This is a genomic window from Granulicella sp. dw_53, from assembly GCF_018449545.1.
Classification (GTDB): Bacteria; Acidobacteriota; Terriglobia; order Terriglobales; family Acidobacteriaceae; genus Edaphobacter.
Genome location: NZ_JAAVUR010000006.1, coordinates 293989 through 318457, shown reverse-complemented (window position 1 = coordinate 318457; position 24469 = coordinate 293989). Strand labels below are relative to the sequence as shown.

The window sequence follows — 24469 nt, the reverse complement described above, 5'->3', positions numbered from 1 at the left end:
ATGCGCCTTCGATCCTCAAATTCCAGTTCAGTTACTTGGCGGAGCCGAGCTACCCGCCTTCGACGGGGTCGTGAGATACGCGACCAATTGGTCCAGTTCTTTCCCGGCAATCTGCGGGAACGCTGGCATGGGAGGTGCGCCGTGTTGAATGTTGCCCCTTACATGCCCCTCACCGAGTCGCTGGACGACGCCCACCAAAGAAGGAAAGGTAGGCGGCCGCCCGGTAAGCTGCGCGGTATGGCATACCTGACAGTTCTTGGAGTAGATCAACTGACCAGCTTTCACGTCGGCGATGCTGACCTCCTGCTTCACCGGCTTGGCCGGCAGAGCAGCTGCGGGTGTTGCCGTCGAGGTCGTGGAAGGTGTCCCTGCAGCAGCAGGTGCGGGGCTGGCCGGCTTCGCTCCAACCGGCGCTGTTGAGGGCGCCGACATCGTCTTGGACGAGCCCGACCCCGGCATCTCAGCCGGTGAGGCTACATCCCACTCTGCGGCAAAGCTCTCCGGAAGACCTTCGGAAGCCGCGATCGACGCGAGGGGCTTTACCTCTGCTCCGGCAGGCACATCGGACCGCTGCGCATTCTGGCTTAGCTGAAGAGCGCGAATATAACCTGCGATCGCCCAGCGATCTGCCGGAGTCAACTGCGACGCGTAATCCGGCATCGAGCCGTAGCCATTGGTCATGACATTGAAGAAATGTCCCAACCCGACTGCACGCAACTTGCCACCTTGAAAGTTTCCCGCTGGAGAGTAGCCGCGCTGGACGATCATGCCGGCGCCGTTGCCCACTCGCGAGTGGCATGGCGTGCAATACACGTTGTAGCGTTCCTGTCCCTTCGCCAGCACCTGGAGGGTCACAGGAAAAGGCAATCCATCGCCCTCTTTGCCGTCGACCATACCGGTGTAGAAGTAGCTCTCGGTGTGAAGCTGATTTCGTCCGACCGTATTGGCAACCTGCGGACGGACCGATCGGCCGTCTGTATAAAACGCAGTACCACGCTGCGGATAGAACTTTGGCTGGTCGTGCATATCCTGGCGGCAACCGGCCAGCAGGCCGACCCCAGCGAGGACGCCCAGCGTTACGATCTGGTTCACACGTCCCATCGTCTTGCTCTTCCCAATCTGCTCGAATCCCTGCATTAGTGTTCCACCTCCACCACGGAGACCGCAGGGAATTGTTCAAGAAACGCCCGCGTCTCGGTCAGGGAAAACTTCGGATCCGCTGCTTCGAGGCAAAGGAAGAATTTGTCGGTCGTCGCGCCATTGCGGAAGTTCGGCGCATTGAAGACCGGATGATATAGCTGCGGTAACCCATTCAGAGCGATCATGCCGAACGCCGCTGAAAGACCTGCAAACAAAATCGTCCACTCATACGCCGGAATGATGAACGCCGGCCAGGAGAACAGCGGTCTGCCCGCGATATTCAGGGGATACGCCCACACGTTGATCCATGTCTCCATCAGACCAGCAGTGGTTACGCCCATGACTCCGCCCAGCAGGCATACCAGCGGCACACGCGTCTTGTGAAAGTGCAGCGCCTCGGCTGCCTCCTCCACGGGATAGGGTGTGTAGCACTCCATCCTCCGATAGCCTGCCGCACGCGCCTGTTCGGTCGCGTACACCAGTTCCGAGGGGGTATTGAACTCGGCGATTAGCCCGTAGGTTCCTTCACGCGGCGGCATCAGGCGGTCTCCTCAATTACAGTCTCGGCTTCCGGCCCACCACGCTTCACCTTCGTCTGCGGCAGCATCATCCGGATCTCGGACATCGGGATCATCGGCAGGAAGCGCACGAACAGGAAGAAGAGGAAGGTAAACAGACCCATAGTTCCGACATAAATCATGTAGTCCCACTTCGTCGCGCGGTAGGTGCCCCAGCTCGACGGCAGGAAGTCGCGGTACAAGCTCGTCACGACGATGACGAAGCGCTCAAACCACATACCCGTGTTGATCACGAAGGAAAGGAAGAACAGATAGCCGACGTTCACGCGAAGCTTGCGGCTCCACAGCGTCGTCAGCGGAATCGCGATGTTCGTCAGAATCAGGATCCAGTAGCCCCAGCCCATCGGCCCGAACATACGGTTCCACATCATGAAGAACTCCCAGTGGCTGGCCGAGTACCACGCCATGAAGACCTCCATGCCGTAGCCGTACGCCACAATCGAACCGGTCGCCAACATGACCTTCGCCATATTGTCCAGATGACGCAGCGTCACCAGGTCTTCCAGGTGGTAGAACTTACGGATCGGAATCGCCAACGTAATAACCATTGCGAATCCGGAGTACACCGCGCCCGCCACGAAGTACGGCGGGAAGATGGTTGTATGCCAGCCCGGCAGCGAAGCCACTGCGAAGTCGAAGCTGATGACGGTATGCACCGAAAGCACCAGCGGCGTCGAAAGACCCGCCAGCAGTAGTGAAGCCGACTCGTACCGGATCCAGTGCCGCGTCGATCCGCGCCAGCCCAGCGATAGCATTCCGTAGACATACTTCGCGAGCGGCAACGTCGCGCGGTCGCGCATCGTGCCGAAATCCGGAATCATGCCGACATACCAGAACACGATCGAGATCGTGGCATATGTCGAAACCGCGAACACGTCCCAGGCCAGGGGGCTGCGGAACTGCGGCCACATGTTCATCGTGTTCGGGTAGGGGAAGAGCCAGTACGCCAGCCACGGACGCCCAACGTGAATCAGGGGGAAGGTACCCGCGCAGACCACGGCGAAGATTGTCATCGCTTCGGCGAACCGGTTGATCGAGTTACGCCATGTCTGCTTGAACAGCAACAGAATCGCCGAGATCAAAGTACCCGCGTGGCCGATACCGATCCACCACACGAAGTTGATAATGGCGAAGCCCCAGGCTCCCGGGATCGTGACACCCCAGATTCCGACGCCCTTCAGAAACAGCCAGGTGCAGCCGATCACCAGGAACGTCGCGACGCCGCCGCCCACCAGCAGTCCGAAGAACCAACCCAACGGGGTGTTCGACGTCAGCACAATGCCCGCGATCTTCTGCGTCACCGATTTGAAGTTATGGCCCGGCGCGATGACCGCGTACTCGCCGGTACGCGGGTCGATCATCGGGTCTTCAATGGGGTTTTTGGTCGCCATTATGCCAGCTCCGGATTCGGGTTGATGACGCCAGCCGTGTAGCTGGTGCGAGGACGGAAGTTAAGGTCGGCCAGTACCTGATAGTTGCGCTCTTCGGCCTTGCGCTTCGCTACCTTGCTGTCCTTGTCGTTGATATTGCCGAAGACGATGGCGCCGGTCGGGCAGGCCTGCTGGCATGCCGTGACCACATCGCCGTCGCGAACCTCGCGATTTTCCTTGTCAGCGGTGATCTTTGCCGACTCAATCCGCTGCACGCAGTAGCTGCACTTCTCCATCACGCCGCGCGAACGGACGCTGACATCCGGATTGCGCATGAACTTCAAGCTCTCCGTCTCGTAGTCCGAGTACAGCAGGAAGTTGAAGCGGCGAACCTTATATGGGCAGTTGTTCGAGCAGTAACGAGTGCCGACGCAACGGTTGTAAACCATCGTGTTCAAGCCCTCAGGCGTATGCACCGTCGCGCCTACCGGGCAGACCTGTTCGCAGCCTGCATTCTCGCAGTGCTGGCAGGCCATCGGCTGGAAGTGCGCCTTCGGAGCATGCAGGTCGCCCTCGAAGTAGGTATCGATGCGCAGCCATTGCATGTTGCGACCAATCTTCACCTGTTCGCGTCCTACCACCGGAATGTTGTTCTCCGCGTAGCAGCTTACGATGCAGGCATTGCAGCCGATGCAGCTATTCAGATCGATCGACATGCCCCATGCGTTCTGAATCTTCAGCGAGGATGGGTCGGTCTTCTTGTAGTTCCAGGCATCCGGGAAGAAGCTCGTCTCATGCTCCGGGGTCTCGCGCAACGGCGAGCCCTCATGCGCAAATCCAGGGGTCTTCTTCGCCTCTTCGACCGTAGCGTAGCGGATGACGCCGCGCTCTTCAGCCTCATGGCCCGGCAGCGAGAATGTCCCCTCGGTGTCCAGCTCCGGCTTGTTCAGATCGCTCTGCGCGAGCTTGCCGCGATGCTCGATCGAGTGAACCTTGGTCACACAGAGGTCATACGTTCCCGGCTGCTTGGTTAGCTTCGCGCCGGAGGAGGAGAGCAAGCCGCCCGTGGTCCGCAGCAGATAAGCGTTGAAGCCAACGCCCGCGCCCACGCGTCCTACTTCGACCCTGCGGCCCAGACCCAGATGGATCGTTACCACTCCATCGGCATGGCCAGGGACCATCAGCGCTGGAGCGACGACCTTGCGGCCATTCAATTCAATCTCTACTGGATCGTTCTCTTCGAGCTTCTGGGCCTCCATGGTCGCGAGGCTCATCAGAGCCGCGTTATCCCAGCTCAAGTTCGTCACCTGCTTGGGAAGCTCCTGCAACCAGCCCACATTGGCAAACCGTCCGTCGTACAGCGAAGGATCTGGCTTGAACGAGATCTCCAGGCCGCCCGTCGATGACGGAGCAGGGAACGATCCCGCGCTCGGAGCACCGCCGCCAGTCTTCGGCGAGAACGCCGTGCCCTCAACCCAACCATCGTGCAGCGCCTTCCGCCAACCAGCCGCGAAGTCGCCCTTGATGTAGTTCTTGGCGTTCGCCTGCACCACGTCATAGGCAGAGGCTTGCGGATTTTCAAGCAGCGCCTGGAAGACATCGTGGGCGCTCTTGCCGCCATACAGCGGATCGATCATAGGCTGAATGATCGTCAACGTGCCGTCATACGCCCGTGCGTCCGACCACATCTCCAGATAGTGAGCCTTGTTGATGTGCCAGGTCGAAAGCGAACCAGTCTCGTCGACGTGCGTTCCCAGGTGAACCGTCACAGGAACCTTGTCGAACGCCGCCCGGAACTCCAGATCCATCGGAGCCGAATACAGCGGATTCACGCCCAGCATGACCAGCCACTGCACCTTGCCCGCGTAGATGTCGCTCACCAAAGACTTCAGATCAGCAGTTTGGTCGCTCGGCAGCGGGTTCACGGTCTCCGTATAAACCACCGTCTTGCCCACATTGCCTAGTTGCGCGTTCAACGAATAGGCAGCCGCATGAACCGCCGGCGAAGCCTGCTCGCCCGGAATCACAACGCACTTGCCGCCGCTCTTCTTCAGGTCTGCGCTCAGCGCGGCGAAGAACTTCTGCTCCTCGGCAGTAGCGCCAACGGGAGAGCTTCCGCTCGCCAGGGCCTGCGCAAATGCGGCAATCGCGCTCGGCTTCAACGCCAACCGGTGCTCCGCCTTGAAGCCCGTCACCGTCGGCATGCTCTCGATAACGTACAGCCGATTCGGCGTCTTGCCCTCTTCGTAACGATGCCGCTCAGCATACCCGGCTGCCAAGGTCAGGAATCCCGGATGAGCGATGCCAGAGAGGAAGTCTGCGTCCAGCGACAGAATAACGTCTGCCTCTTCCAGCTTGTACTGCGCGTCCGTATAGCTTCCAAACGCCGCCTTCGAAGCTGCGCGCGAGGAGTCCTGATTCACCGGCTCCCACTGCACCAGCTTGGCTGCGGGATAGGCCTTCTGCAACTGCTGCCACTGCACTGCCAACGTCGGGGACGTGATCGTCTCGCTCAGGAAGTAGATTCCCTTGCCGTCGCCTGTCTGCTTTGCAGCCGTAGCAAAGGCTGACTGGAACCGCGCCCAGGCCACATTCTCTCCGCGATACGTCACATGCTGCGAGCGGTCTGGATCGTACATCTCCAGAAGCGTCGCCTGGGTATAGGCATCGGACTTACCCTTCGCCATGGGATGGTCCGGGTTGCCCTCGATCTTGATCGGACGGAACGCATCCGACTTCACCAGCACAGGAATCGCCCCGGTCGGGAAGGGATACGCCGTTGCAAAGTACATCGGCTTGCCGAGGACAAGGTCCTCCGGCTGCTTTACGTAGGGGTAGATCGGCTCATCCGGCTGCTTCGTGCAACCCGCCAGACCGGCCATCGCCAGCGAAGCTCCCATCACCTTGAGGAAGCCGCGGCGGCTTACCGCATCGACCCACTCTCCAGCTCCGGACTGCCGCGGAAACTCCTCGCGCATCAACTCCTGAAACTCCGGCTTGTCCGCCAGTTCGTCAAGATTCTTCCAGAATCGTCGGCCCGTCTGGCCATCCAGCTTCGCCCTTACCTCAGCCAGTGTCAGCTTGGCGGGAGCGATCTGCGTGACCACCTGCGCCTGCGCGGTCACCGGTTGCGCTGCGTCCAACTTCATATCAGCCATCGCGTCGTCTGTTCCTGTCCTATTGATCCCGGTCGTCTTCATCGGTGGCACGTCTCGCAGCTCGAAAGCTCGTTCGGTGTGCGGATGTGGTACTGCGAAGTTAGATACTTGCCCAGCTCGATCTGACTCGTGAACTTCTCGTAGCTGGCGGGCATCAGTACGCCCATCGCAGGTCCATCGCTCACCGTCTTGCCGTCGCCGGTCGTCGGATGTGGCTGCATGTTCGTCCCCGACTGCGGCTTGCTCATGCCACTCGCCTCGGGAGCCTGCAGTTGAAGCATCGCAACCTCAGGTCCGCTGCTGTTCGGGTTGGTCGTCGTGCAGCTCACATTCTGAGCCGTCGCACCACCCTTGATCGTGCTCGAGCACCACACCGGCTTGTCCGTCGAAGGACCGGACCACGCCATGTTGTAGATCTCGCTTACCGGCCGCAGGTTGACCGCAGGATTGCGGTGGCAGTTCAAACACCACTCCATCTGCAGCGTGTTCTGCTGATACATCAGCGGCATCTCGTCGACGCGGCCATGACAGCTCGCGCAGCCGATTCCCTTGTTCACATGAATGTCGTGATTGAAATAGACGTAGTCCGGAAGGTCGTGCACCCGAATCCACTGGATCGACGCCCCCGTCGCCCAGCTCTGTCGCACCGGCTCCAACAGATCGGCGTTCGTCCAGATCTGCGCATGGCAGTTAATACAAGTCTTTGTGGGAGGGATTCCGGCATAGGCCGCCTTCTCTACCTGTACGTGACAGTATTGGCACTGTAGACCCAGGCCCTCGACGTGGTGCTTGTGGCTGAACGGGATCGGCTGGTCCGGCCGTTGGCCCTGCTTCGTCACCCACGGGGAACGCTGCAACTGGTCCAGGGCTACTCCGAGCGAGATGACGATCAGACCCGTCAATACCAGGCTGAATCGAGCCAGCGCGTTCGAACTGCGGTCAAAAACTTGCGCCATGAGTGCGTCCTGCTTCTTCTGTCAAAACTGACGAAGCTTGAAATGTGGCCTTCGATCGCTTGATGCGTCTAAAGATTCAGTCAGGCGGATCAGCCAGCGGTTCAGTGGTTTTGGGCACAACGACAGACGTGCCCGGAATAGAGCCAAGCCTTGAAAGGTCGAGTATAACAGTCTGAATTGCTTTCAAGAATTCTCGTCCGAATACCGTTATTAAATTTCATCAGACCTTGATCTCTTCTAAAACCAACGGCATGCAGCCCACACTACATATCGCGTTCACCCGCGCCATCACTGCTAATTTCACACAACATGTTTGATCTTGCCGCCCGAATCTGACTTAGCAACAAAGCAACCAACTCATCGCGAAATGTAACTCGGACTGAGTTAGTCCGAGTTACATTGCCGTGCTACTGGCGTACTACTTCTGTCTCCGCAACTACACCCGCTCGGCTCCGGCATCTTTAATCCTTACTGGGACATCCCGCTTCCCGCATACTGTCTCTTCATGCCCCGCCCTCTCACCAGCCCTCGCCCGCCCCGCTACGACGTCGCTCTCGCCCTTCGCGAGCTCTCCGCCGCAGACCCTAAACTCGGCAAACTCATCGAGCGCGCCGGTCCCTTCACTCTCCGCGTCTCGAGCACCTCATCCCCCTTCGAGGCTCTAACCGAGTCCATCATCTATCAGCAGCTCCACGGCAAGGCCGCCGCCACCATCCACCGGCGCATGCTGGAGTCCTTCTTCCCCGTTTGCGGCATCGACATACACCCTAGCGCCCAGCATCTCCTCGACTGCCCTAACGAGCAGCTCCGCTCCGCCGGCCTCTCTCACAACAAAGCCCTCGCCCTCCGCGACCTCGCCGCCAAGACCCTCGACGGCACCGTCCCCACCCTCGCCCGTATCCGCCGCATGTCCGACGAGGCCATCATCGAGCACCTTACCCAGGTCCGAGGCATCGGCCGCTGGACCGTCGAGATGCTCCTCATGTTCCGTCTCGGCCGCCCCAACGTTCTGCCGGTCAGCGATTACGGCGTCCGCAAAGGCTTCGCCCTCACCTTCGGCAAACTCAAGCCCACAGATAAGGTCACCCCCTCCGACCTGCCTAAACCCGACGTCATGAAGCGGCGCGCCCTCCGCTGGCAGCCCTGGTGCTCCGTCGCCAGTTGGTACCTTTGGAGAGCCTGTGACCTGGCGGCGAAAAAGCTGGAGCCATCTTCTACTCCCTAAGAACGCGACGCAGGCAAACCGCGACTCGCTAAATGAATCGTATGGACTGAGACCTTCGCTGCATTCCAGCCGGTCGTCCCCCGAGATACTCTGTTACTACCTCTTATGGCAAAAACCCGAACGTCCTCAAAGAGCACCTCCCCCGCATCCACTGAAGCTCCCCAGCACTTCGTCTGTATCCACGGTCACTTCTACCAGCCGCCTCGGGAAAACCCCTGGCTGGAGGTCGTCGAGGTCCAGGACTCCGCCGCGCCCTACCACGACTGGAACGACCGTATCACCGCCGAGTGTTATGCCCCCAACGGCGCCTCCCGCATCACCGACCTCGAAAACCGCATCATCCGCATCGTCAACAACTACGCCCGCATCAGCTTCAACTTCGGCCCCACCCTCCTCAGTTGGCTCAACGATAAAGCCCCCCGTACCTACCGGATGATCCTCGACGCCGACAAGGCCAGCGCTCTGCGCTACTCCGGCCACGGCTCGGCCATGGCCCAGGTCTACAACCACATCATCATGCCCCTCGCCAGCGAGCGCGACGCCCTCACCCAGATCCGCTGGGGCATCGCGGACTTCGAAGCCCGTTTCGACCGCAAGCCCGAGGGCATGTGGCTCGCCGAGACCGCCGTCAATCGCAAAGTGCTTGACCTCATGGCTCAGGAGGGCATCAAGTTCACCGTCCTCGCCCCCATCCAATGCGCCCGCGTTCGAAAGATACAGGCAGCCTCAAATCCCGGCGCCACCGTTCTTAAGACATCCGAGCAAAAGGCGCCAGAAAAAGCCGGGGCCGCCGTTCCGAGCCCTGAGCCCGCGCCTCTTCCCTGGACCGATACCTCCAACGCCACCGCCGACCCCACCCATCCCTACACCGTCGCCTTGGACGAAGGCCGCAGCATCGCCGTCTTCTTCTACGACGGCCCTGGCTCCCGCGCCATCGCCTTCGAAGGTCTGCTGAACAGCGGCGAAGAGTTCGGTCGCCGCCTCCTCGGAGGTCTCCACCCCGGTGAACCTGACGTTCCTCAACTCTCCCACGTCGCCACCGATGGCGAGAGCTACGGACACCATCACAAGCACGGTGAGATGGCCCTCTCCTACGCAATGCACTGGATAGAGGAAGGCAAGCAGGCTCGCCTCACAAACTACGGCGAGTTCCTCGAGAAATTTCCTCCCCAGTGGGAGGCCGAGGTCGCCGAAGACACCTCCTGGAGCTGCGCTCACGGCATCGAACGATGGCGCTCCAACTGTGGCTGCAACGGCGGCAAGGCGGGCTGGAATCAGGAGTGGCGCGCTCCCCTCCGCAACTCCCTTGACCTCCTCCGCGACGCTACAGCACCCATGGCCGAAGCACTCGCCGCAGGTCTGTTGAAAGACCTCTGGGCCGCCCGCGACGGCTACATCCGCGTCGTCATGGATCGTTCCTGCATCGACGCCTTCTTCGCGGAGCACGCCAGCCACGAGCTCTCCCCTGCGGAGCGCACCACCGCCCTCGAACTCCTTGAGCTCGAACGCCACACTCAGCTTATGTACACCTCCTGCGGCTGGTTCTTCGACGAGATCTCCGGCATCGAGACCGTTCAGATCATCGCCTACGCGGGCCGCGTCCTCCAACTGGCCGCCAAGCTCTTCGGAGAACCCGGCATCGCCCTCGAGAAACAGTTCCTCGATATCCTCGCCACCGCCAAGAGCAACGTACCCGAACTGGGCGACGGAGCCGAGATCTATCGCCGCTACGTCACCGGCATGAAGATCGGCCTCGAGGCCGTCGGCGCCCACTACGCTATCAGCTCCATCTTCCGCTCCTATCCCGAAGACGGCGATCTCTTCTGCTTCGATCTCCACCGCGACTCGCACGAGGTCTTCTCCTCCGGGCGAGGCCGCGTAGCCTTGGGCCGTGCTCTCATCCGCTCCCGCGTCACCGAGGAGGCCGAGACCATCTGCTTCGCCGTCCTTCACCTGGGCGACCAGAACCTCTCCGCCGCCGTAAAACGCTACAACCCCGCTGATCCCGTCGAGGTCGAAGCCTTCGCGACCTTCTCCACCGACATCGGCGTCGCCATCCGCCGCGCCAACCTTCCCGAGGTCATCCGCCTCATCGACCGCTTCTTCACTCCCTCCGCCGAAGCTCCGCCGGCAACTCCCTCGGTCCCACACATCACCCTCAACCCGACCCAGCCCGAGCCCGGCCAAGCTGAGTCCGTCGTCGGAGCCGTTCCAGCGGGCCTCGCCCATACCCAGGCAACGCCGCCGCCGCTCGCCGATCCTACTGCAGCGGTAGCCGCCACCGACGCCACACCTATCGCCTACTCCCTCACCTCCCTCTTCGCCGACGAGCAGCACCGCATCCTCAGCACCATCCTCAACCGCACCCTCGCCGAGATGGAAGACTCCCTCCGGAAGATCTACGAGGATCACGCCTCCCTCATGCACTTCCTTACCGAGTCCGGCATGTCGCCTCCGCCGGCCCTCGCCCTGGCCGCCAGCTTCGCCATTAATGCCAGCCTCCGCCGGCACCTCGAAGAGGCGAACCCCTTCGATCCCGTCGAGGTCGAAGCTCTCCTCTCCCGCGCCGCCGCCGATCAGATCCCTCTCGAAACCACCCTCCTCAGCTACACCGCCGGCCAGCGTATGAAGCGCGCCATGATCCAACTCGAAGCCGCCGCCGCTGGAGAGAGTCCCGCCACCCAGGCCGTCACCAGCGCCGTCACCATCGCTGAGACCCTCCACAAGATGCCCTTCGAGGTCAACCTCTGGCAAGCCCAGAACATCTGGAACGATCTGCTCCGCCGCAGCGACAAAGAGTACTGGTCCGACGAGTGGAAGGAAGGCTTCCGCAAACTCGGCATGACCCTCAACATCGACGTAGATCGCCTGGTCATCGAAGAGGGCGTCACCGCCTTTTGAAATCCTACGGAAAATCAGGAAGCGCACCGACTGCGGTTTATTCCTGACTTTCTTCACAGAGCGTGCGTTCCGACGCCGACAGATCAACGCCGACCTTAACCAAGGCCTGATAGCCTAACTTCAGATGGGCCTCCACAGGCCCGTCTAGCTATCCTCACGCGCTGAACTCCGGAGACAAACGTGCCCATCGAAACCCGAACCGATGACATCCGGCCCTCCCTTTATCCGGAGACCGTCTACGCCACGCTACCCTCCCAGCCCTCTTCGCTCGCCGACAGGGTCGTCGCCCTCCGCGCCCTCCCTCAGCTCGACGACCTCACCGAAGACGAGTTCACCTGGCTCGCCACGCACTGCACCGAGCGCGTCGCTCCCGACGGAGCCTCGATCTTCATCCAGAACGAACCCTCCCATCACCTCCACTTCATCCTCCAGGGAGAGGTGCACGTACACCGCCGTAACGTCGGACCCACCACCCTCTTCATCGGACGAACCAGTCCGGTCACCGGCAAACTCCCCTTCTCTCGCATGAAGACCTGGGGCGCGGACGGCTACTCCTTCGGCGCCGTCTGGACCCTTGATCTCCACGAAGATCTCTTCCCCGCCATGCTCCTCGCCATTCCCTCGATGGCCCAACGCTGCGTCTCGTTACTGCTCGACCGTGTCCGCGACTTCACCCGCGCCGACGAGCAGGCCGCCAAGCTCGTCGCTCTTGGCAAACTCGCCGCCAACCTCGCCCACGAACTCAACAACCCCGCCTCCGCCGCCCAGCGTGCCGCCGCCACCCTCTCGCACAATCTGTCCGAAGAGGACGACGCCAAGTACACTCTCGGACGTCTTTGCAGCTCCCAGTCTGAGCTCGACGCCTATCGCGCCTGGATCACCCAGGCCCGCGAGTGGATCTCCACCAACGCAATCAACCGTTCCATCCTCTCCAGCCCCTTGGCCGCAACCGACCGCGAAGACGAACTCCTCGCCTGGCTCGAGGCCCGCAACATCCCCAACTCCTGGGCCATTGCGCCAGTCCTCGCCGAATCCGCCTTCCCTACCACCATGCTCGACGCCTTGGCTGCCGAAGTGACCTCCGCAGTTCTACCCCTCGCCATCTCCAACTTCGCTGCTCTCATCCGCAGCGCCCGCGCCTCCAGCACCATTGTCGGATCCACCAAACGCATCTTCGACATCATCGCGGCCATCAAGGACTACTCCTATATGGATCAGGTGCCCATTCAGGACGTCAATCTCGCGCACTCTCTCGAACGTACCCTCGCCATGCTTCAGTCGCGCCTCGGACACGTCATCGTGGAACGCGAATTCGATCTGACCCTCCCCTCCATCCGCGCCTACGGCAGCGAGCTCAACCAGGTATGGACCGCTCTCATCGAAAACGCCTTGGACGCCATGCAAGACCGCGGCACCCTCGGCCTCTCCACCCGCATCAAGGCCCAGTTCGCCTTCGTGGAGATCCGCGACGACGGCCCCGGCATCGACCCTGCCATTAAGGAACGCATCTTCGAACCCTTCTTCACCACCAAGCCCCTTGGCACAGCCTTAGGCCTCGGCCTCGACGCCGTACAACGCATCGTAGCCAAACACTTCGGCTCCGTGAACGTCGAGTCCACCCCTAACTTCACCTGCTTCCAGGTCCGCCTCCCCCTCGACCGAACCCTCGTCTACTAAACCATCGACACCATATCGTTCGGAATAAGTTTGCCCTCTTGGGTGTTCTTTCAGAGAACCGCGTAAAAAGATAGTGGCTGTATCCGCTCTACGCCAGTTCATCGTGCCCCGGAGACAACGAGAATGGCGACTATAGATACCGTCGAATTGAGCGATGCAGCGCGATACAACATATTCGCGCCGGCGAACATACAAGAACCCTTCGGACTATTCACCCGGCTGCGGGAAGAGAAGCCGGTGCATTGGCATGAGAAGCCGCTCTCCTTCTGGTCGATATCGCGATACGAAGACGTAAGAACCGCTCTCCGGGACTCGCAACGCTTCTCTTCGAACAACGGCTCCCAAATGGCGCGCCGCGCCGAGAAGCTGCCCGCCAGTGTCCACGGGTCCTTTGAGACCGCCTGGCGGATTCTCATGAACAATGTTCAGCGGTTGGACGCCCCCGCACATACGATACAACGACAATCGGTCGTAAAAGCTTTTATGGCTCTCGTCACAGGCGCCTTCAAGAAGACTCTGGAGAAACGTGTCTCCCGGCAACTGGACAAGTTAGAGAGCAGTGCCACATGCGACTTCGTCGAAGACTTTGCCTACCCATTACCTTCTCAGGCAATCTTCGATCTTCTCGGTGTACCCGAGGAACATCGGGAACTGATTCGTGATACTTCAAACCTGAGTGCGAAGCTCGTCGTCGCTATCTACAACAACGATGTTCCGCTGCTGGAGCGGATTACGGAACAAGCGGTACGAACCGAGGCCGTTCTGCTGGCGTTATTCGAGAAGAGGCGTCGTGAGCCAGAGGAGGACCTGATCTCTGTCCTTGTAAGCACCGACAGTGAAATGCCAGACCTCGAGATCTCTTCTCTTTGCATCTTCCTCTTAGCTGCCGGGGACGGTACGACGGCGAATCTGATCAGTGGGTCCCTGCGATACATGCTGACGGACAGACGGCAATGGAACCATCTGCTGAATGCGCCCGAGTTGATCCCGAGCGCGATAGAGGAGCTGTTGCGGTTCGTAAGCCCCGTCGTATGGCTGCAACGAGTTGCCACCGAGGATATTGAAGTGCAAGGCCACATCATTCGAAGAGGCGATGAGGTTCGGCTGGGCCTGGGCGCGGCCAATCGCGATCCCGAGAAGTTTGCAGATCCCGATGTACTCGACGTCACCAGGAAGAATGTAACCTCACTCTCTTTTGGATATGGGATGCACACCTGCCTGGGTGCCGCCATGGCCCGGATGCAGACCGAGGCAGCACTGTCTCAGCTTCTGCAACGCATGCCTCAGATAGAACTTGCAACCGATCACTTCGAGTACCAGCCGGTCTACTATCTGCGTTCTCTCAAGTCCCTTCCGGTCAAGGTTCGAGATTAAGGTTCGAGGCAGCTCCCTCTAGCGGCGAATGTCAGATGTGCTGTCGCATCGTTTAGCTTTGCTCGTCTCTGACTACAAGCTAAAAGTTCCCTCCGCCGCGCTGCTTTATCCCACCATCGCTGTTGGGCCACATCCTCGCCTGCGCTCGCGGTACTTCATCCAATGAAATGCAACATCCCGTCAGGAGCTTGGACCCTGAATCGCAGCCTCGAACAGGCTCATCTGAGCTACGGGTGAAGAAGAAACACAAAGCTTCGCCTGTCGCGAAATACGCTGGTCCATCTCTTCCATCCGGAGCAATTCGTCCATGAGCAAAACACTTACTCTTCCCGCTGCAGCAGCGGGCACTTTCACTATCGGCGGAGATCTCACCGTCAATCGCATCGGCTACGGCGCCCTGAAGATCCTTGGAAAGGGCGACTGGGGACTTCCTCCAGACAAAGCCTCCGCCCTCGCAACCTTGCGGCGCGTTACCGAGCTTGGAATCAACCTCATTGACACAGCCGACTCCTATGGCCCCGGCACCTCAGAAGAGTTAATCGCCGAAGCCCTGCATCCCTATCCCGCCGGTCTCGTGATCGCGACCAAGGCTGGCTTCGAGCGCCCCGGGCCCGGCATATGGACCTTGAATGGCAGCCCCAAACACCTCACGGAAGCGGTGGAAGGAAGCCTCAAACGACTTCGCCTGGAGCGCATCGATCTCTATCAGTTCCACATCCCTGACAACGAAAGCTCCTTCGAGGGCTCTGTAGGAGCGCTCGCCAGGCTGCGCGAGCAGGGCAAGATCCGCCACGTCGGGCTCTCTAACGTCACGCTCGAGCATATCGAGCGCGCCCTCAAAATCGTTCCCATCGTCTCGGTACAGAACCGCTATAACTTCGCCGACCGCGAGTCCGATTACATCGTCGACTTTTGCGAAAAGAAGGACATCGCCTTCATGCCCTGGGCTCCCGTCGCCCATGGGAACGCCCACGATGCGATCGCGAAGGTCGCCAAAGAGCTCGGAGCAACTCCGTTGCAGGTCTCGTTGGCCTGGTTGATCAAGCGGTCAAAGGTGATCTTGCCCATCCCGGGAACCTCGTCGATTCCCCACCTCGAAGAAAACGTCGCCGCTCTGAAGATTCAACTGCCCCAGGCGGCATACGACGAGCTCGCCGCGATAAGTCACGCCCCCGTAAGTCACCGCGGCTAAGTCGAAAAAGAGTTAGGAAGTTATAACTGGATTGGCGCTGGCTGCGGGAGCATCCTCCCGCAGCCGCACTCTTGAAGAACAAAACCAAGGGATATTACTGAGCTGCTGCGAGCGTCTTCTGGCGCTCCGTCTCCACATATGTATAGCGAATGCGGTGGATCACCGTGATGGTCGAGAAGAAAGCCAGCACCCACAGCGCTGGAGCCATCATCCCCCAACGATTGAACAGCGCCCCCAGGATCACGCACACGATGCGCTCCGGGCGCTCCATAAAGCCTACCTTGCAGGTCCCGATCAGCGCCTCTGCCCTGGCTCGCGTATAGCTCACCATCAGCGAGGCCGTCATCACGAACGCTACCAGCCCAACGTAGAACAGACGGTTGCCGCGAGCGTAGTACACCAGCAGGCCGAAGAAGATCGCAACATCGGAGTACCGGTCCATCACCGAGTCGAAGAACGCGCCGAAGACCGAGACCTGATTCGTCTGCCGTGCCACGCGTCCGTCGACCATGTCGAAGACACCGGCTCCGATGATGATCAACCCGGCGTAAAGAAACATCCGGTCCGCATGCGGAGCCCGTGCAAACCCAAAGAAGAACGCTGCCACCACGTTGATCAGCAGCCCAATGAACGTCAGCGTATTCGGCGAGATCCGCGACAAAGCGAGTCCGTTAACGATCTTCTGCAGCAGCCAGCCGCTGCCTCTTCCGAATGCGCTTGTCCAGGTCATGAGGTCTTCTAGAACCTACTCCGCAGCCGACTTGGAGTCCGCTGCTGCCTTCGTCTCTGCAGCTAGTTCGAGCGCCGCATCGGCAGCATCGTGAATGGTGCTTAACTTCAAGATCTCCAACTCGCGTTTCCCATTTGGCGTCACGACTTGAGCGGTCTCACCGATCTTCTTGCCCAGCAACGCGCGACCAATGGGCGAGGTGGTGGAGATCAAGCCCTTCGATACATCCGACTCTTCGCTCGTCACCAGCTGGTACTGAATCTCTTCGTTCTTGCTCGAGTCGAATACCGTCACCGTCGCGCCGAAGCCAACCTTGTCATGGGGAATGTTGGTCAGGTTGACCATCGCGAGTTCACCCATCCGCTTCTTCAACTGACCCAGGCGCGCATTTACGAAGACCTGGCGCTGCTTCGCCATGTGGTACTCGGCGTTCTCGCTCAGGTCGCCTAGCGCGACCGCCTTCTTGATCTCGGCCGGAAGCTCAGTCGTCAGCTCATATTCGAGCAGCTTGATTTCTTCGGCGAGTCGTTTCATCACTTGTTCTGGCATGGGGCCTTCCGGATAATACTGGCGTACCCGTAAATAACTTGCTGCGGCTTCGCCGTTGCTTTCAAACCTCGATTATACGATGCGGACTCTGCTAACCCCAGCCCGCCTGTCCCTATTCGTCCCGTCCGTCCGGCTCCCGCTCCATCCGGTTTGCGCGGGCCTGTAAAAATGCTTGCAAAATCAACACCGCCGCCACCTGATCAATAATTCCCTTCCGCCCGCCAGGTCCAGGACTGAAGCCATGACCTGCATCGTCCAGATATTGGTTTGCTCTGTCGTCGTTAGCCGTTCATCCCATAAATGAACCGTAATGCCAAACGCAGTCCGCAGCTCCTCTGCGAACGGTTGCGCCGTAAGCCCGAAGGTTCGGAGATAGCCAGCCCGATCCGCCGGCCTCCCACATCGAACCCCACCACCCGCGGCACCAGCCCAACTGAATCCATACTCTGAGTACACGGCGGTGAGAAGCAAACGTATCACCCGTAAAATGAACACAGGCCTTCCCAGAAGAGGCCGTCAGAAGAAGGAGTCTCAGCTTGAAGTTCATCGCCACCCTGCTTCTGCTTGTTCTACTCTTCGTCGCCTGCGCCGCTGCCCTGGTCTTCCTCCCCTCCGGTCCATCGACAGAGACCTTCGTCGACATCGCCCCCGGCACCAGCACCGAAGCCATCGCGACCCAGCTCGAAGCCTCCGGCATCATCCGCACCCGCTACGCCTTCGACCTTCTGCGGGCCTATCAGGGCATCTCCGGCCACTCCGGAACCCTCAAAGCGGGCGAGTATCGCTTCGATCACCCCGCCTCTGTCAAAGACATCTATGCCCGCCTCCTCCGTGGAGACGTCTACACCCGCACCTTAACCATCCCCGAGGGCTTCAATATCTTCGATATCGCCCAAGCCATTGAAGCAGCAGGGCTTGGGTCCGGCGCCAACTTCCTCGCGGCGGCCCGCCAGCACGTCGAGCTCATCGCCGCCTATCGTCCGGAGGGCTCCGCCCCGCCCGCGTCGTTAGAGGGCTATCTCTTCCCCGACACTTACCACTTCTCGCGCCACACCACGCCCACCCAGATGCTCACCGCAATGGTCCACCGCTTCGGACAAGCCCTCACCCAGCTCCAGGCCACCGGCGACACCCCGACGGACATCCCCCGAACGGTACTCATGGCCTCCCTCGTCGAAAAAGAGGTCTCCCAGGACTCAGAACGCCCCCTCGTCGCGGGTGTCTTCACCAACCGCCTGGCCCAGGGAATGCCTCTGGCTACCGACCCCACCGTCATCTACGCCGCACTGCTGGAAGGCCGCTGGAGGGGTACGATCTACGCCTCCGATCTACAGAACCCCTCTACCTACAACACATACCGCCACCCAGGCCTGCCGCCCGGCCCCATCTGCAACCCCGGCATGGCTGCGCTCCGAGCCGCCATCCACCCCGCCCAGACCGATTACCTCTACTTCGTCGCCGACGCCGCAGGCCATAGCCGCTTCTCCGCCGGCCTCAAGGAGCACGCCGCCCAGGTCCAGACCTACCGGAACTCCCTGAAATTCCCCCACCCAACCCCGAAGGCAGGCCGCTAAATCGAACAAATCGCCGCCGCTCGCGTAAATGTACCTTGATGGTCCGGATTTCCTGCCAACTCGAAGAAGCGTAAGCCCGTCGAGTAACATCCTATAAGTCATAGCCACACAGGACGAAAACATAGGATTCAACGAGCATCCCTCCGGGAGAGCCTCCACGGAAAGATATACTCAAAGTTTGTGCCGATGAGGATTAGAAAAGCGTTCGCGGTGATGTGCTTCAGCCTGGCTCCGGCCCTGACTGGCTGCCTCACCCACACCTATAGCGTCCCCAAGACACGCCCCGCCGAAGTCGTCCTCGACGCCACGCTGGGCCAGCTCGTCCAGCAGGTCGAATCTCGCTACAACGCCATCCAGACCATGACCGCCACGGTCGAGATTGAGGCCACCACCGGTGGCAGCCATCAGGGCAAAGCCACCGACTCTCCCTCGTTCAGCGGCTATATCTTCATGCGCAAACCCGCCGACATGCGGGTTCTCCTCAAACTTCCGGTCCTCGGCTCCAAAGCGCTCGACATGGTCACCGACGGCAAGACCTTCAAACTCATCATTCCGCCTCGGAACAAGGCCATCGTCGGCTCCAACAGCGTCACCACTCCTTCGAAGAACGGACTCGAGAACATTCGCCCCGCCGTCTTCTTTGACTCCCTTATGGTCCGCGGCGTCCAGCCCACGGAACTGATGTCGCTCAGCTCCGACCTGCGCGTCATCGAGAACCCAAAGAAAAAGAAAGACCTCATCGAAGAGCCGGACTACGACCTCGAGATCCTGAGCCAGCCTCAGAATCAGGTCACCCGCATCCTGCGCGTCATCCACATCAGCCGCGCCAACCTGCTGCCCTACCAGCAGGATCTCTATAACGAGCAGGGCCAGATCGTCACCCGGGCCTTCTACAGCGACTACCAGAAGTTCGGCGACATCGACTTCCCCAGCCACATCATCATCCGCCGTCCGCTCGACGAGCTAAGCCTCAGCGTGATCATCACCAAACTGGTGCTCAACCAAAAGCTGGAAGACGATCAGTTCGAGCTGAAGATCCCCGACAACATCCCCGTCCAAACCATGAATTAGCTCTGCTCCACGCAGAATCGCAGTGCCTTACAGCCCGGTCCGCAGCGCATGCGCTGCCATCGCCTCGTGAATCTCCAGCGCCAGGGCCAGCGCAGCCCGCCCATCCTCACCCGAGACCAACGGCACCGACCGCTCCCGCACCGCCGTCAGAAAAGCCTCGATCTCCAGCCGCAGCGGCTCCCCAGGCTCCACCGGCGCCTTCTTCAACGACAACCCCGCCGAAGGATGCCCTCCGCTTGCCACAGCCATCTGCGACATCGCGGCCAGTTGCGCTATATCCATCCCCGCCGCCCCCGTCACATCGATCATTAGGAGATCCTGTCGCGCGAAGTCCAGCGACAGGTACTGATGAGGCTGAAAGAACCGCAGCTTCCGTACCCGCTCCGTACTGACCCTGCTCGCCGTGAAGTTCGCAATACACCCGTTCTCGAACTCCAGCCGCACATTCGCGATATCCACCTTCTTCGAGAGCACCGGCAACCCCACCGCCCGCACCTCGCGCACCGGCGACTTCACCAGGCTCAGCACGATATCCAGATCGTGGATCATCAGATCCAGCACCACATCCACATCCAGCGAACGCGGCGTAAACACACTCAGCCTGTGCGACTCAAAGAACATCGGACGATGGAGATATTGACGCGCCGTCGTCACAGCCGGATTGAACCGCTCCAGATGGCCCACCTGCACGATCCGGCCATACCTGCGAGCCGCCTCCACGATGCGGTCCGCATCCGCCAGACTTCCCGCCAGTGGCTTCTCCACCAGCACATCCGCTCCCGCCGCCAGCAACAGCTCCGCGGCATCCGCATGATGCACCGTTGGAACACAGACCGAAGCAGCATCCAGCGTCGTAGCCGCCAGACACTCCTCGATGCTCTTAAACCAGGGAACTCCAAACGCGGCCCCGGCCTCCGCCGCCACCTGGACGTTGGCGTCCACTACCGCCACTAGTTCGACGGGCTGCCCCGCCGTCTGCAGCTCGCGATACACCCGCAGATGGTTCTTCCCAAAGGCTCCCGCCCCGATCACACCCACCCGCAACGCAGCCCGGCCTGTCTCGTGCAAATCGTTCTCTCCGAGCACTACTTCGCCAGCGGAGCCTCAACCGCCTGTCTGCACTTCGCATACAGCTCCAGCAGATGCGTTACCTGGTCGTCAGACTTCGGCGCCGTAGGCAGACCGAAGCCTGTCGTGGCTCCCGAGGCCTTGCTTCCGACGTTCGCCTGTGCCGCAACAAACTTTAGCAGATCGAGCGCGATATCTTCCGTGCGCCGTGCAGTTCCCGTAGCTTCCGTTGCCATTCCGTTGTTCCTCTCAGTTCCAGTACCAATAGCCTCGATGTTAATGGCCGCACGCCTCACGCGCAAATGCCCGGCAAATACCCGCCCGAATCCGCCCGCTTCTAGTCGGCAGCCGCACGGTACGACTCCAGCGTCAGCCGGATGCCATCCGCATACGAAGTCTTGTGAACCGTGCCCAGCAGAGTCACCAGCGCGTGGTCGTCCATCAGCACAGGGCTCGTAACTAAGTAATGCATCTCCACCATCTCCCGTACGAAGGGCTTGAAGAGACCGATCAGCCGCAGCATCATCTTGCCCGCCACACGAATCTTCACCTTATGCCCCACCATCGAGGACACCTGGTTCACAATCGTCTGCTGCGTGATCGTGCCCGCCCCGGCAAAGTTCCACCAGTCCCCATACGCCTCGGTCTTCTCCGCCAGATCCAGCAGCACCGGTCCCACATCTGGCACGAACATGAACTCGTGGGGACGATCGATCGGCCCCACCATATCCGCCTTCCCACCCTTCGCCGCCACCCGAAACAGCGAGTCAAGATAGCTCTTCTCCACCCCAGGTCCGTAAAAATCCGGCAGCCGGAGAATGGTCCCCTCGATCTCCCCATCCTCATGCGCCTTCAGCAGAAGGTCCTCCTGCGCCTTGCGCATCCGCCCTTTGAATGTGTTCGGGTTGCGAGGATGCGTCTCCGTCACGGTCGGCGTTATCGGCAACCCATAGGGATACACCGTTCCGACCAGCACCATCCGCTTCACTCCTTCGGCGATCGCGCCATCCAGCGTCTTCTGCATCACCTCCGGATGCAACTCGAAGTGGTCGTAAGGAACGCCCACCAGGTACACCAGCGTATCGATATCCCGCGCCGCCGCCCGCACCGACTCCGGATCGTCAGGATTCCATGTGACGATCTCCGCCAGCGGATCGCCGCCAAAGGTCTGTTGTAGATGTTGTGCATTGCGTCCCACCACACGGTAGGTCCGCCCCCGGCTACGCAGAGCATCCGCGATGCTCCGTCCTATCGCTCCCGCAGCTCCGAAAAGTGCAATTCGCTCCATCGCTGAAACCGTCCGTTCCTTGAATTTGACAGCTATTCTGAATCAGCTCCTTGGCTACGACCGAGGTTTGTGGCGCTCTACCGCACGCACCCCGCACAAAATCTCATATACGATTGTTCCCGCCAGACGGGCATGATCCTCTGCACTGACGCCCTCTCCCAGCAACACTGCCTCATCTCCAACCAAAACTCCATCGATGCCGCTTACATCCACAGTCGTCAGATTCATCGAGATCCTGCCGACAATCGGAGCCCGTTGTCCCCGCAACATGACCCAACCACCCTCCCGCGTATTCGTGCTGGAGAGCTCCCGCCGCAGGCCGTCCGCGTATCCAGCGGGCACCAGCGCCAGGCGCATGGGTCGCTCCGCAACAAAGATGCCGTTGTACCCCACCGCCGCTCCGGCAGAGACCTCCTCCAACCCGATGACCTTAGTCTTCCACGTCATCACCGGCTCCAACTGGTCTCCAAGCCGCGACTCCGCCTGTACCTCGCCTTCGGCCTCCACCGCCAGACGATAGCCGTAGAGCCCCAACCCCGGCCGCACCATCGATCTTGCTCCCATCCCTCGGGCCAGCCGCGAGACCCAGCTCGTCAGATCCTCCGCGCCATCCGTTACATCGACCCCCGAAGTGTTTCCCGCGCTGATCCACGCGGGAGACATTCCCACCGCCACCACCTCCGCCAGCGCCTCTTCGAACCGCGCCTTCTGCTCCGCCGTCTGCCGCGACCCCGCCGCCTCTGCCGATGCGAACTGCGTCATCACTCCATCGAGCTGAACTCCATGCGTCTCACGAATCGCCTGCAGCACCTGCTCCAACTCCGCTCCCGGCCTCGCCCCCTGGCGCGTCATGCCGCTATCGACCTCGACGTGCACGGAGACGGTTCTGCCCGCCCGCCTCGCAGCCGCACCCAGCCAGCCAACCTGCTGCGCCGTCCAAACCACCGGCGTCAGCGTCTCCTGGACCACCCCATCCGCATCCTCCTCCGAGAGGCCGCACATCATCAGCACCCGCGGCTGTGCCTCTACGGCCATCCCCACAGCCGACAACGCCCGCCGTGCATCGGCGCCTTCCTCAACCCCGTTTACCCCAAGCCAATAGGCGCCCGCTGCTGCCAGTATCTGCGCGCAGTGCTCCAGCCCATGTCCATATCCATTAGCTTTTATCACCGCCAATACAGTTGCAGGCGCGGCCGCCTCCGCCAAAACCCGATAGTTTGCCCGCAACCGCTGCTCTGAAATCTCTAACCAACTCGTCAATCCACACCGCCCACCTTATCCTATCGTCGAATATCCACCCCACCAATACCGGCATCCCGGCTTATATTTCCAGTTAACCCCCGGAATTTCCCACCATCCGAAACAAACAAGCAACTGTTCCAGTCACAAAGTCCTGGACGGATCCCCTGGCGGCTTGACCTTCTTCATGAAGTCCTCCAGCCGCTGCCCCCGCCTCGGCTCGAAACTTCCCTCCAGCACTCGCAACTCGTCCATGCGGTCGATCCGAAACGACCGAAAGTCCTTCCGCAGCTCGCACCACGCAGCCAGCGTCCAAACGCCGCTCCAAAACGCCAGAGCCAGCGGACGAACCGTGCGCTCGCTCTTCTCCCCATCCTCACGCGCATAGCAGAAGAGAATCGCACGCCTCCCCAGGCACGCTCCATGCAGCACATCCAGCCGCTCCCGCAACGGCTGCGGCATCATATAACCCGGCGCATACAGCAGAATCGCGTCCAGCTCATCGCGCATCTCGGCGGGTACTACAGCCTCAATCCGCTGCAGTGCATGGCCCGCGGCGATAACGTTCTCCGCCCCACCCCACGCCTTCACCAACCGCGCTCCCAGAACCAACGCCGTCAACTCGCCCCGCGTGAACATCAATGGTGGCAGGTCACTATCCCGCCGCAACGTATATCCCACCCCCGCCTCGCCCTCGATCGGCATCCCCGAGAGTTGCAGATCCCGCACATCCCTATAGATCGTGCGCTGCGACACCTGCAGCTTCGCCGCCAGCTTCTGCGCCGTCAGCATTCGCCCCAGGCGCAGAAACTGCACGATTCGAAACAGCCGGTCCGCTCGTCGCATGCAGGAATCCTAAACCGAGTGCAGTCCGACGTGGTTGCCTTCCGTATCCCGCAAGCAGGCATAGAAGCCGTTGCCGCCCTCAATCGCCGTCTTAGGCAGCAGCATCAACCCTCCGGCTCCCCCTACCCGTTCTATGACCTTGTCGAGCCTTCCATTGCAGTTCAGGTAGACCATCGTCCCGTTCGGCCCTGGCTTCCGTCGCGACCGCTTCACCAGCGTCCCACCGGTACCGCCGTTGGCATAAGGAAAGATCGCCATCGGATCGCCGAACGTGGCCCGCATCAGCTTCGTCTCCAGCAACGTCTCGTAAAAATTAGCCGCACGTTCCAGATCTTCACAAGGAATCTCGAACCAGTGGATCGGCGTCTCGGGTATTGCCTTTGTATCGCTCATCGTCACTCCTGAAGGATAAAAATCATCAACTACAGGACGAAGCATAACGACACCCTGCTGACAGCATTGTGTCAGCAGCCTTTACCAATCTTCGAATCGATAAGAAAGCCTGACCGCATGCATCGGCGAAGCAGCGCCTC

General features: G+C 60.6%; 20 protein-coding genes. 7 read left to right on the top strand and 13 right to left on the bottom strand.

Annotated elements, in window-relative coordinates:
• Window positions 1-27: 27 nt before the first annotated feature.
• The 5 genes from HB393_RS11920 to HB393_RS11900 are packed head-to-tail and all read right to left on the bottom strand — an operon-like array spanning window position 28 to window position 7202.
• A complete protein-coding gene (locus HB393_RS11920; protein ID WP_213805389.1) occupies window positions 28-1137 on the bottom strand; it encodes a c-type cytochrome in 1110 nt (369 codons plus the stop codon).
• Window positions 1137-1679, bottom strand: a complete 543-nt coding sequence (locus HB393_RS11915) for a DUF3341 domain-containing protein (RefSeq protein WP_213805388.1) — start codon at window positions 1677-1679, stop codon at window positions 1137-1139. Before HB393_RS11915 ends, HB393_RS11920 begins: the two co-directional genes overlap by 1 nt.
• Window positions 1679-3109, bottom strand: coding sequence for an NrfD/PsrC family molybdoenzyme membrane anchor subunit (gene nrfD, locus HB393_RS11910; RefSeq protein WP_213805387.1), 1431 nt, complete (start codon window positions 3107-3109; stop codon window positions 1679-1681). The genes HB393_RS11915 and nrfD overlap by 1 nt, the downstream gene beginning before the upstream one ends.
• Window positions 3109-6288, bottom strand: coding sequence for a TAT-variant-translocated molybdopterin oxidoreductase (locus HB393_RS11905; protein WP_213805386.1), 3180 nt, complete (start codon window positions 6286-6288; stop codon window positions 3109-3111). Before HB393_RS11905 ends, nrfD begins: the two co-directional genes overlap by 1 nt.
• Entirely contained in the window at window positions 6285-7202 is a 918-nt protein-coding gene (locus HB393_RS11900; RefSeq protein ID WP_213805385.1) for a cytochrome c3 family protein, read from the bottom strand. Before HB393_RS11900 ends, HB393_RS11905 begins: the two co-directional genes overlap by 4 nt.
• A gap of 505 nt (window positions 7203-7707) precedes the next feature.
• On the opposite strand from HB393_RS11900, the gene HB393_RS11895 reads away from it, so the two are divergent.
• The 5 genes from HB393_RS11895 to HB393_RS11875 all read left to right on the top strand — a co-directional run bounded on the left by HB393_RS11895 (window position 7708) and on the right by HB393_RS11875 (window position 15571).
• Entirely contained in the window at window positions 7708-8427 is a 720-nt protein-coding gene (locus HB393_RS11895; protein WP_213805384.1) for a DNA-3-methyladenine glycosylase 2 family protein, read from the top strand.
• A gap of 105 nt (window positions 8428-8532) precedes the next feature.
• A complete protein-coding gene (locus tag HB393_RS11890) occupies window positions 8533-11328 on the top strand; it encodes a DUF3536 domain-containing protein (RefSeq protein WP_213805383.1) in 2796 nt (931 codons plus the stop codon).
• 180 nt (window positions 11329-11508) lie between these two features.
• Window positions 11509-13005, top strand: coding sequence for an ATP-binding protein (locus HB393_RS25675; RefSeq protein WP_345945160.1), 1497 nt, complete (start codon window positions 11509-11511; stop codon window positions 13003-13005).
• 123 nt (window positions 13006-13128) lie between these two features.
• Window positions 13129-14379, top strand: coding sequence for a cytochrome P450 (locus tag HB393_RS11880; RefSeq protein WP_213805382.1), 1251 nt, complete (start codon window positions 13129-13131; stop codon window positions 14377-14379).
• Window positions 14380-14686: 307 nt separating this feature from the next.
• Window positions 14687-15571, top strand: a complete 885-nt coding sequence (locus tag HB393_RS11875) for an aldo/keto reductase (RefSeq protein ID WP_213805381.1) — start codon at window positions 14687-14689, stop codon at window positions 15569-15571.
• Window positions 15572-15665: 94 nt separating this feature from the next.
• Here the strand turns inward: HB393_RS11875 and HB393_RS11870 are convergent, their stop codons facing one another.
• Window positions 15666-16301: a CDP-alcohol phosphatidyltransferase family protein gene (locus HB393_RS11870; RefSeq protein ID WP_213805380.1), complete on the bottom strand. Its 636-nt coding sequence runs from the start codon at window positions 16299-16301 to the stop codon at window positions 15666-15668.
• A 15-nt stretch (window positions 16302-16316) separates the two neighbouring features.
• On the bottom strand, window positions 16317-16850 hold the full coding sequence (gene greA, locus HB393_RS11865; RefSeq protein WP_213805379.1) for a transcription elongation factor GreA: 534 nt from the start codon (window positions 16848-16850) through the stop codon (window positions 16317-16319).
• Between the two features lie 536 nt (window positions 16851-17386).
• On the opposite strand from greA, the gene mltG reads away from it, so the two are divergent.
• Window positions 17387-18424, top strand: a complete 1038-nt coding sequence (mltG, locus tag HB393_RS11860) for an endolytic transglycosylase MltG (RefSeq protein WP_213805378.1) — start codon at window positions 17387-17389, stop codon at window positions 18422-18424.
• Between the two features lie 186 nt (window positions 18425-18610).
• Window positions 18611-19495: a hypothetical protein gene (locus tag HB393_RS11855; protein WP_218623941.1), complete on the top strand. Its 885-nt coding sequence runs from the start codon at window positions 18611-18613 to the stop codon at window positions 19493-19495.
• 27 nt (window positions 19496-19522) lie between these two features.
• On the opposite strand, the gene HB393_RS11850 is transcribed toward HB393_RS11855, so the two are convergent.
• The 6 genes from HB393_RS11850 to HB393_RS11825 form a co-directional block, all read right to left on the bottom strand.
• Window positions 19523-20563, bottom strand: coding sequence for a Gfo/Idh/MocA family oxidoreductase (locus tag HB393_RS11850; RefSeq protein WP_255551005.1), 1041 nt, complete (start codon window positions 20561-20563; stop codon window positions 19523-19525).
• A 17-nt stretch (window positions 20564-20580) separates the two neighbouring features.
• Window positions 20581-20799 (bottom strand): hypothetical protein, encoded by a 219-nt coding sequence (locus HB393_RS11845; RefSeq protein WP_213805377.1) that lies wholly within the window; start codon window positions 20797-20799, stop codon window positions 20581-20583.
• 101 nt (window positions 20800-20900) lie between these two features.
• The gene (locus HB393_RS11840) at window positions 20901-21851 is read right to left on the bottom strand and encodes an NAD-dependent epimerase/dehydratase family protein (protein WP_213805376.1); all 951 of its coding nucleotides are present in this window, start codon (window positions 21849-21851) and stop codon (window positions 20901-20903) included.
• Between the two features lie 54 nt (window positions 21852-21905).
• Entirely contained in the window at window positions 21906-23111 is a 1206-nt protein-coding gene (alr, locus tag HB393_RS11835; protein ID WP_213805375.1) for an alanine racemase, read from the bottom strand.
• A 123-nt stretch (window positions 23112-23234) separates the two neighbouring features.
• A complete protein-coding gene (locus tag HB393_RS11830) occupies window positions 23235-23936 on the bottom strand; it encodes a YafY family protein (protein ID WP_213805374.1) in 702 nt (233 codons plus the stop codon).
• A gap of 9 nt (window positions 23937-23945) precedes the next feature.
• Window positions 23946-24329, bottom strand: a complete 384-nt coding sequence (locus tag HB393_RS11825; RefSeq protein ID WP_213805373.1) for a VOC family protein — start codon at window positions 24327-24329, stop codon at window positions 23946-23948.
• Window positions 24330-24469: the final 140 nt, after the last annotated feature.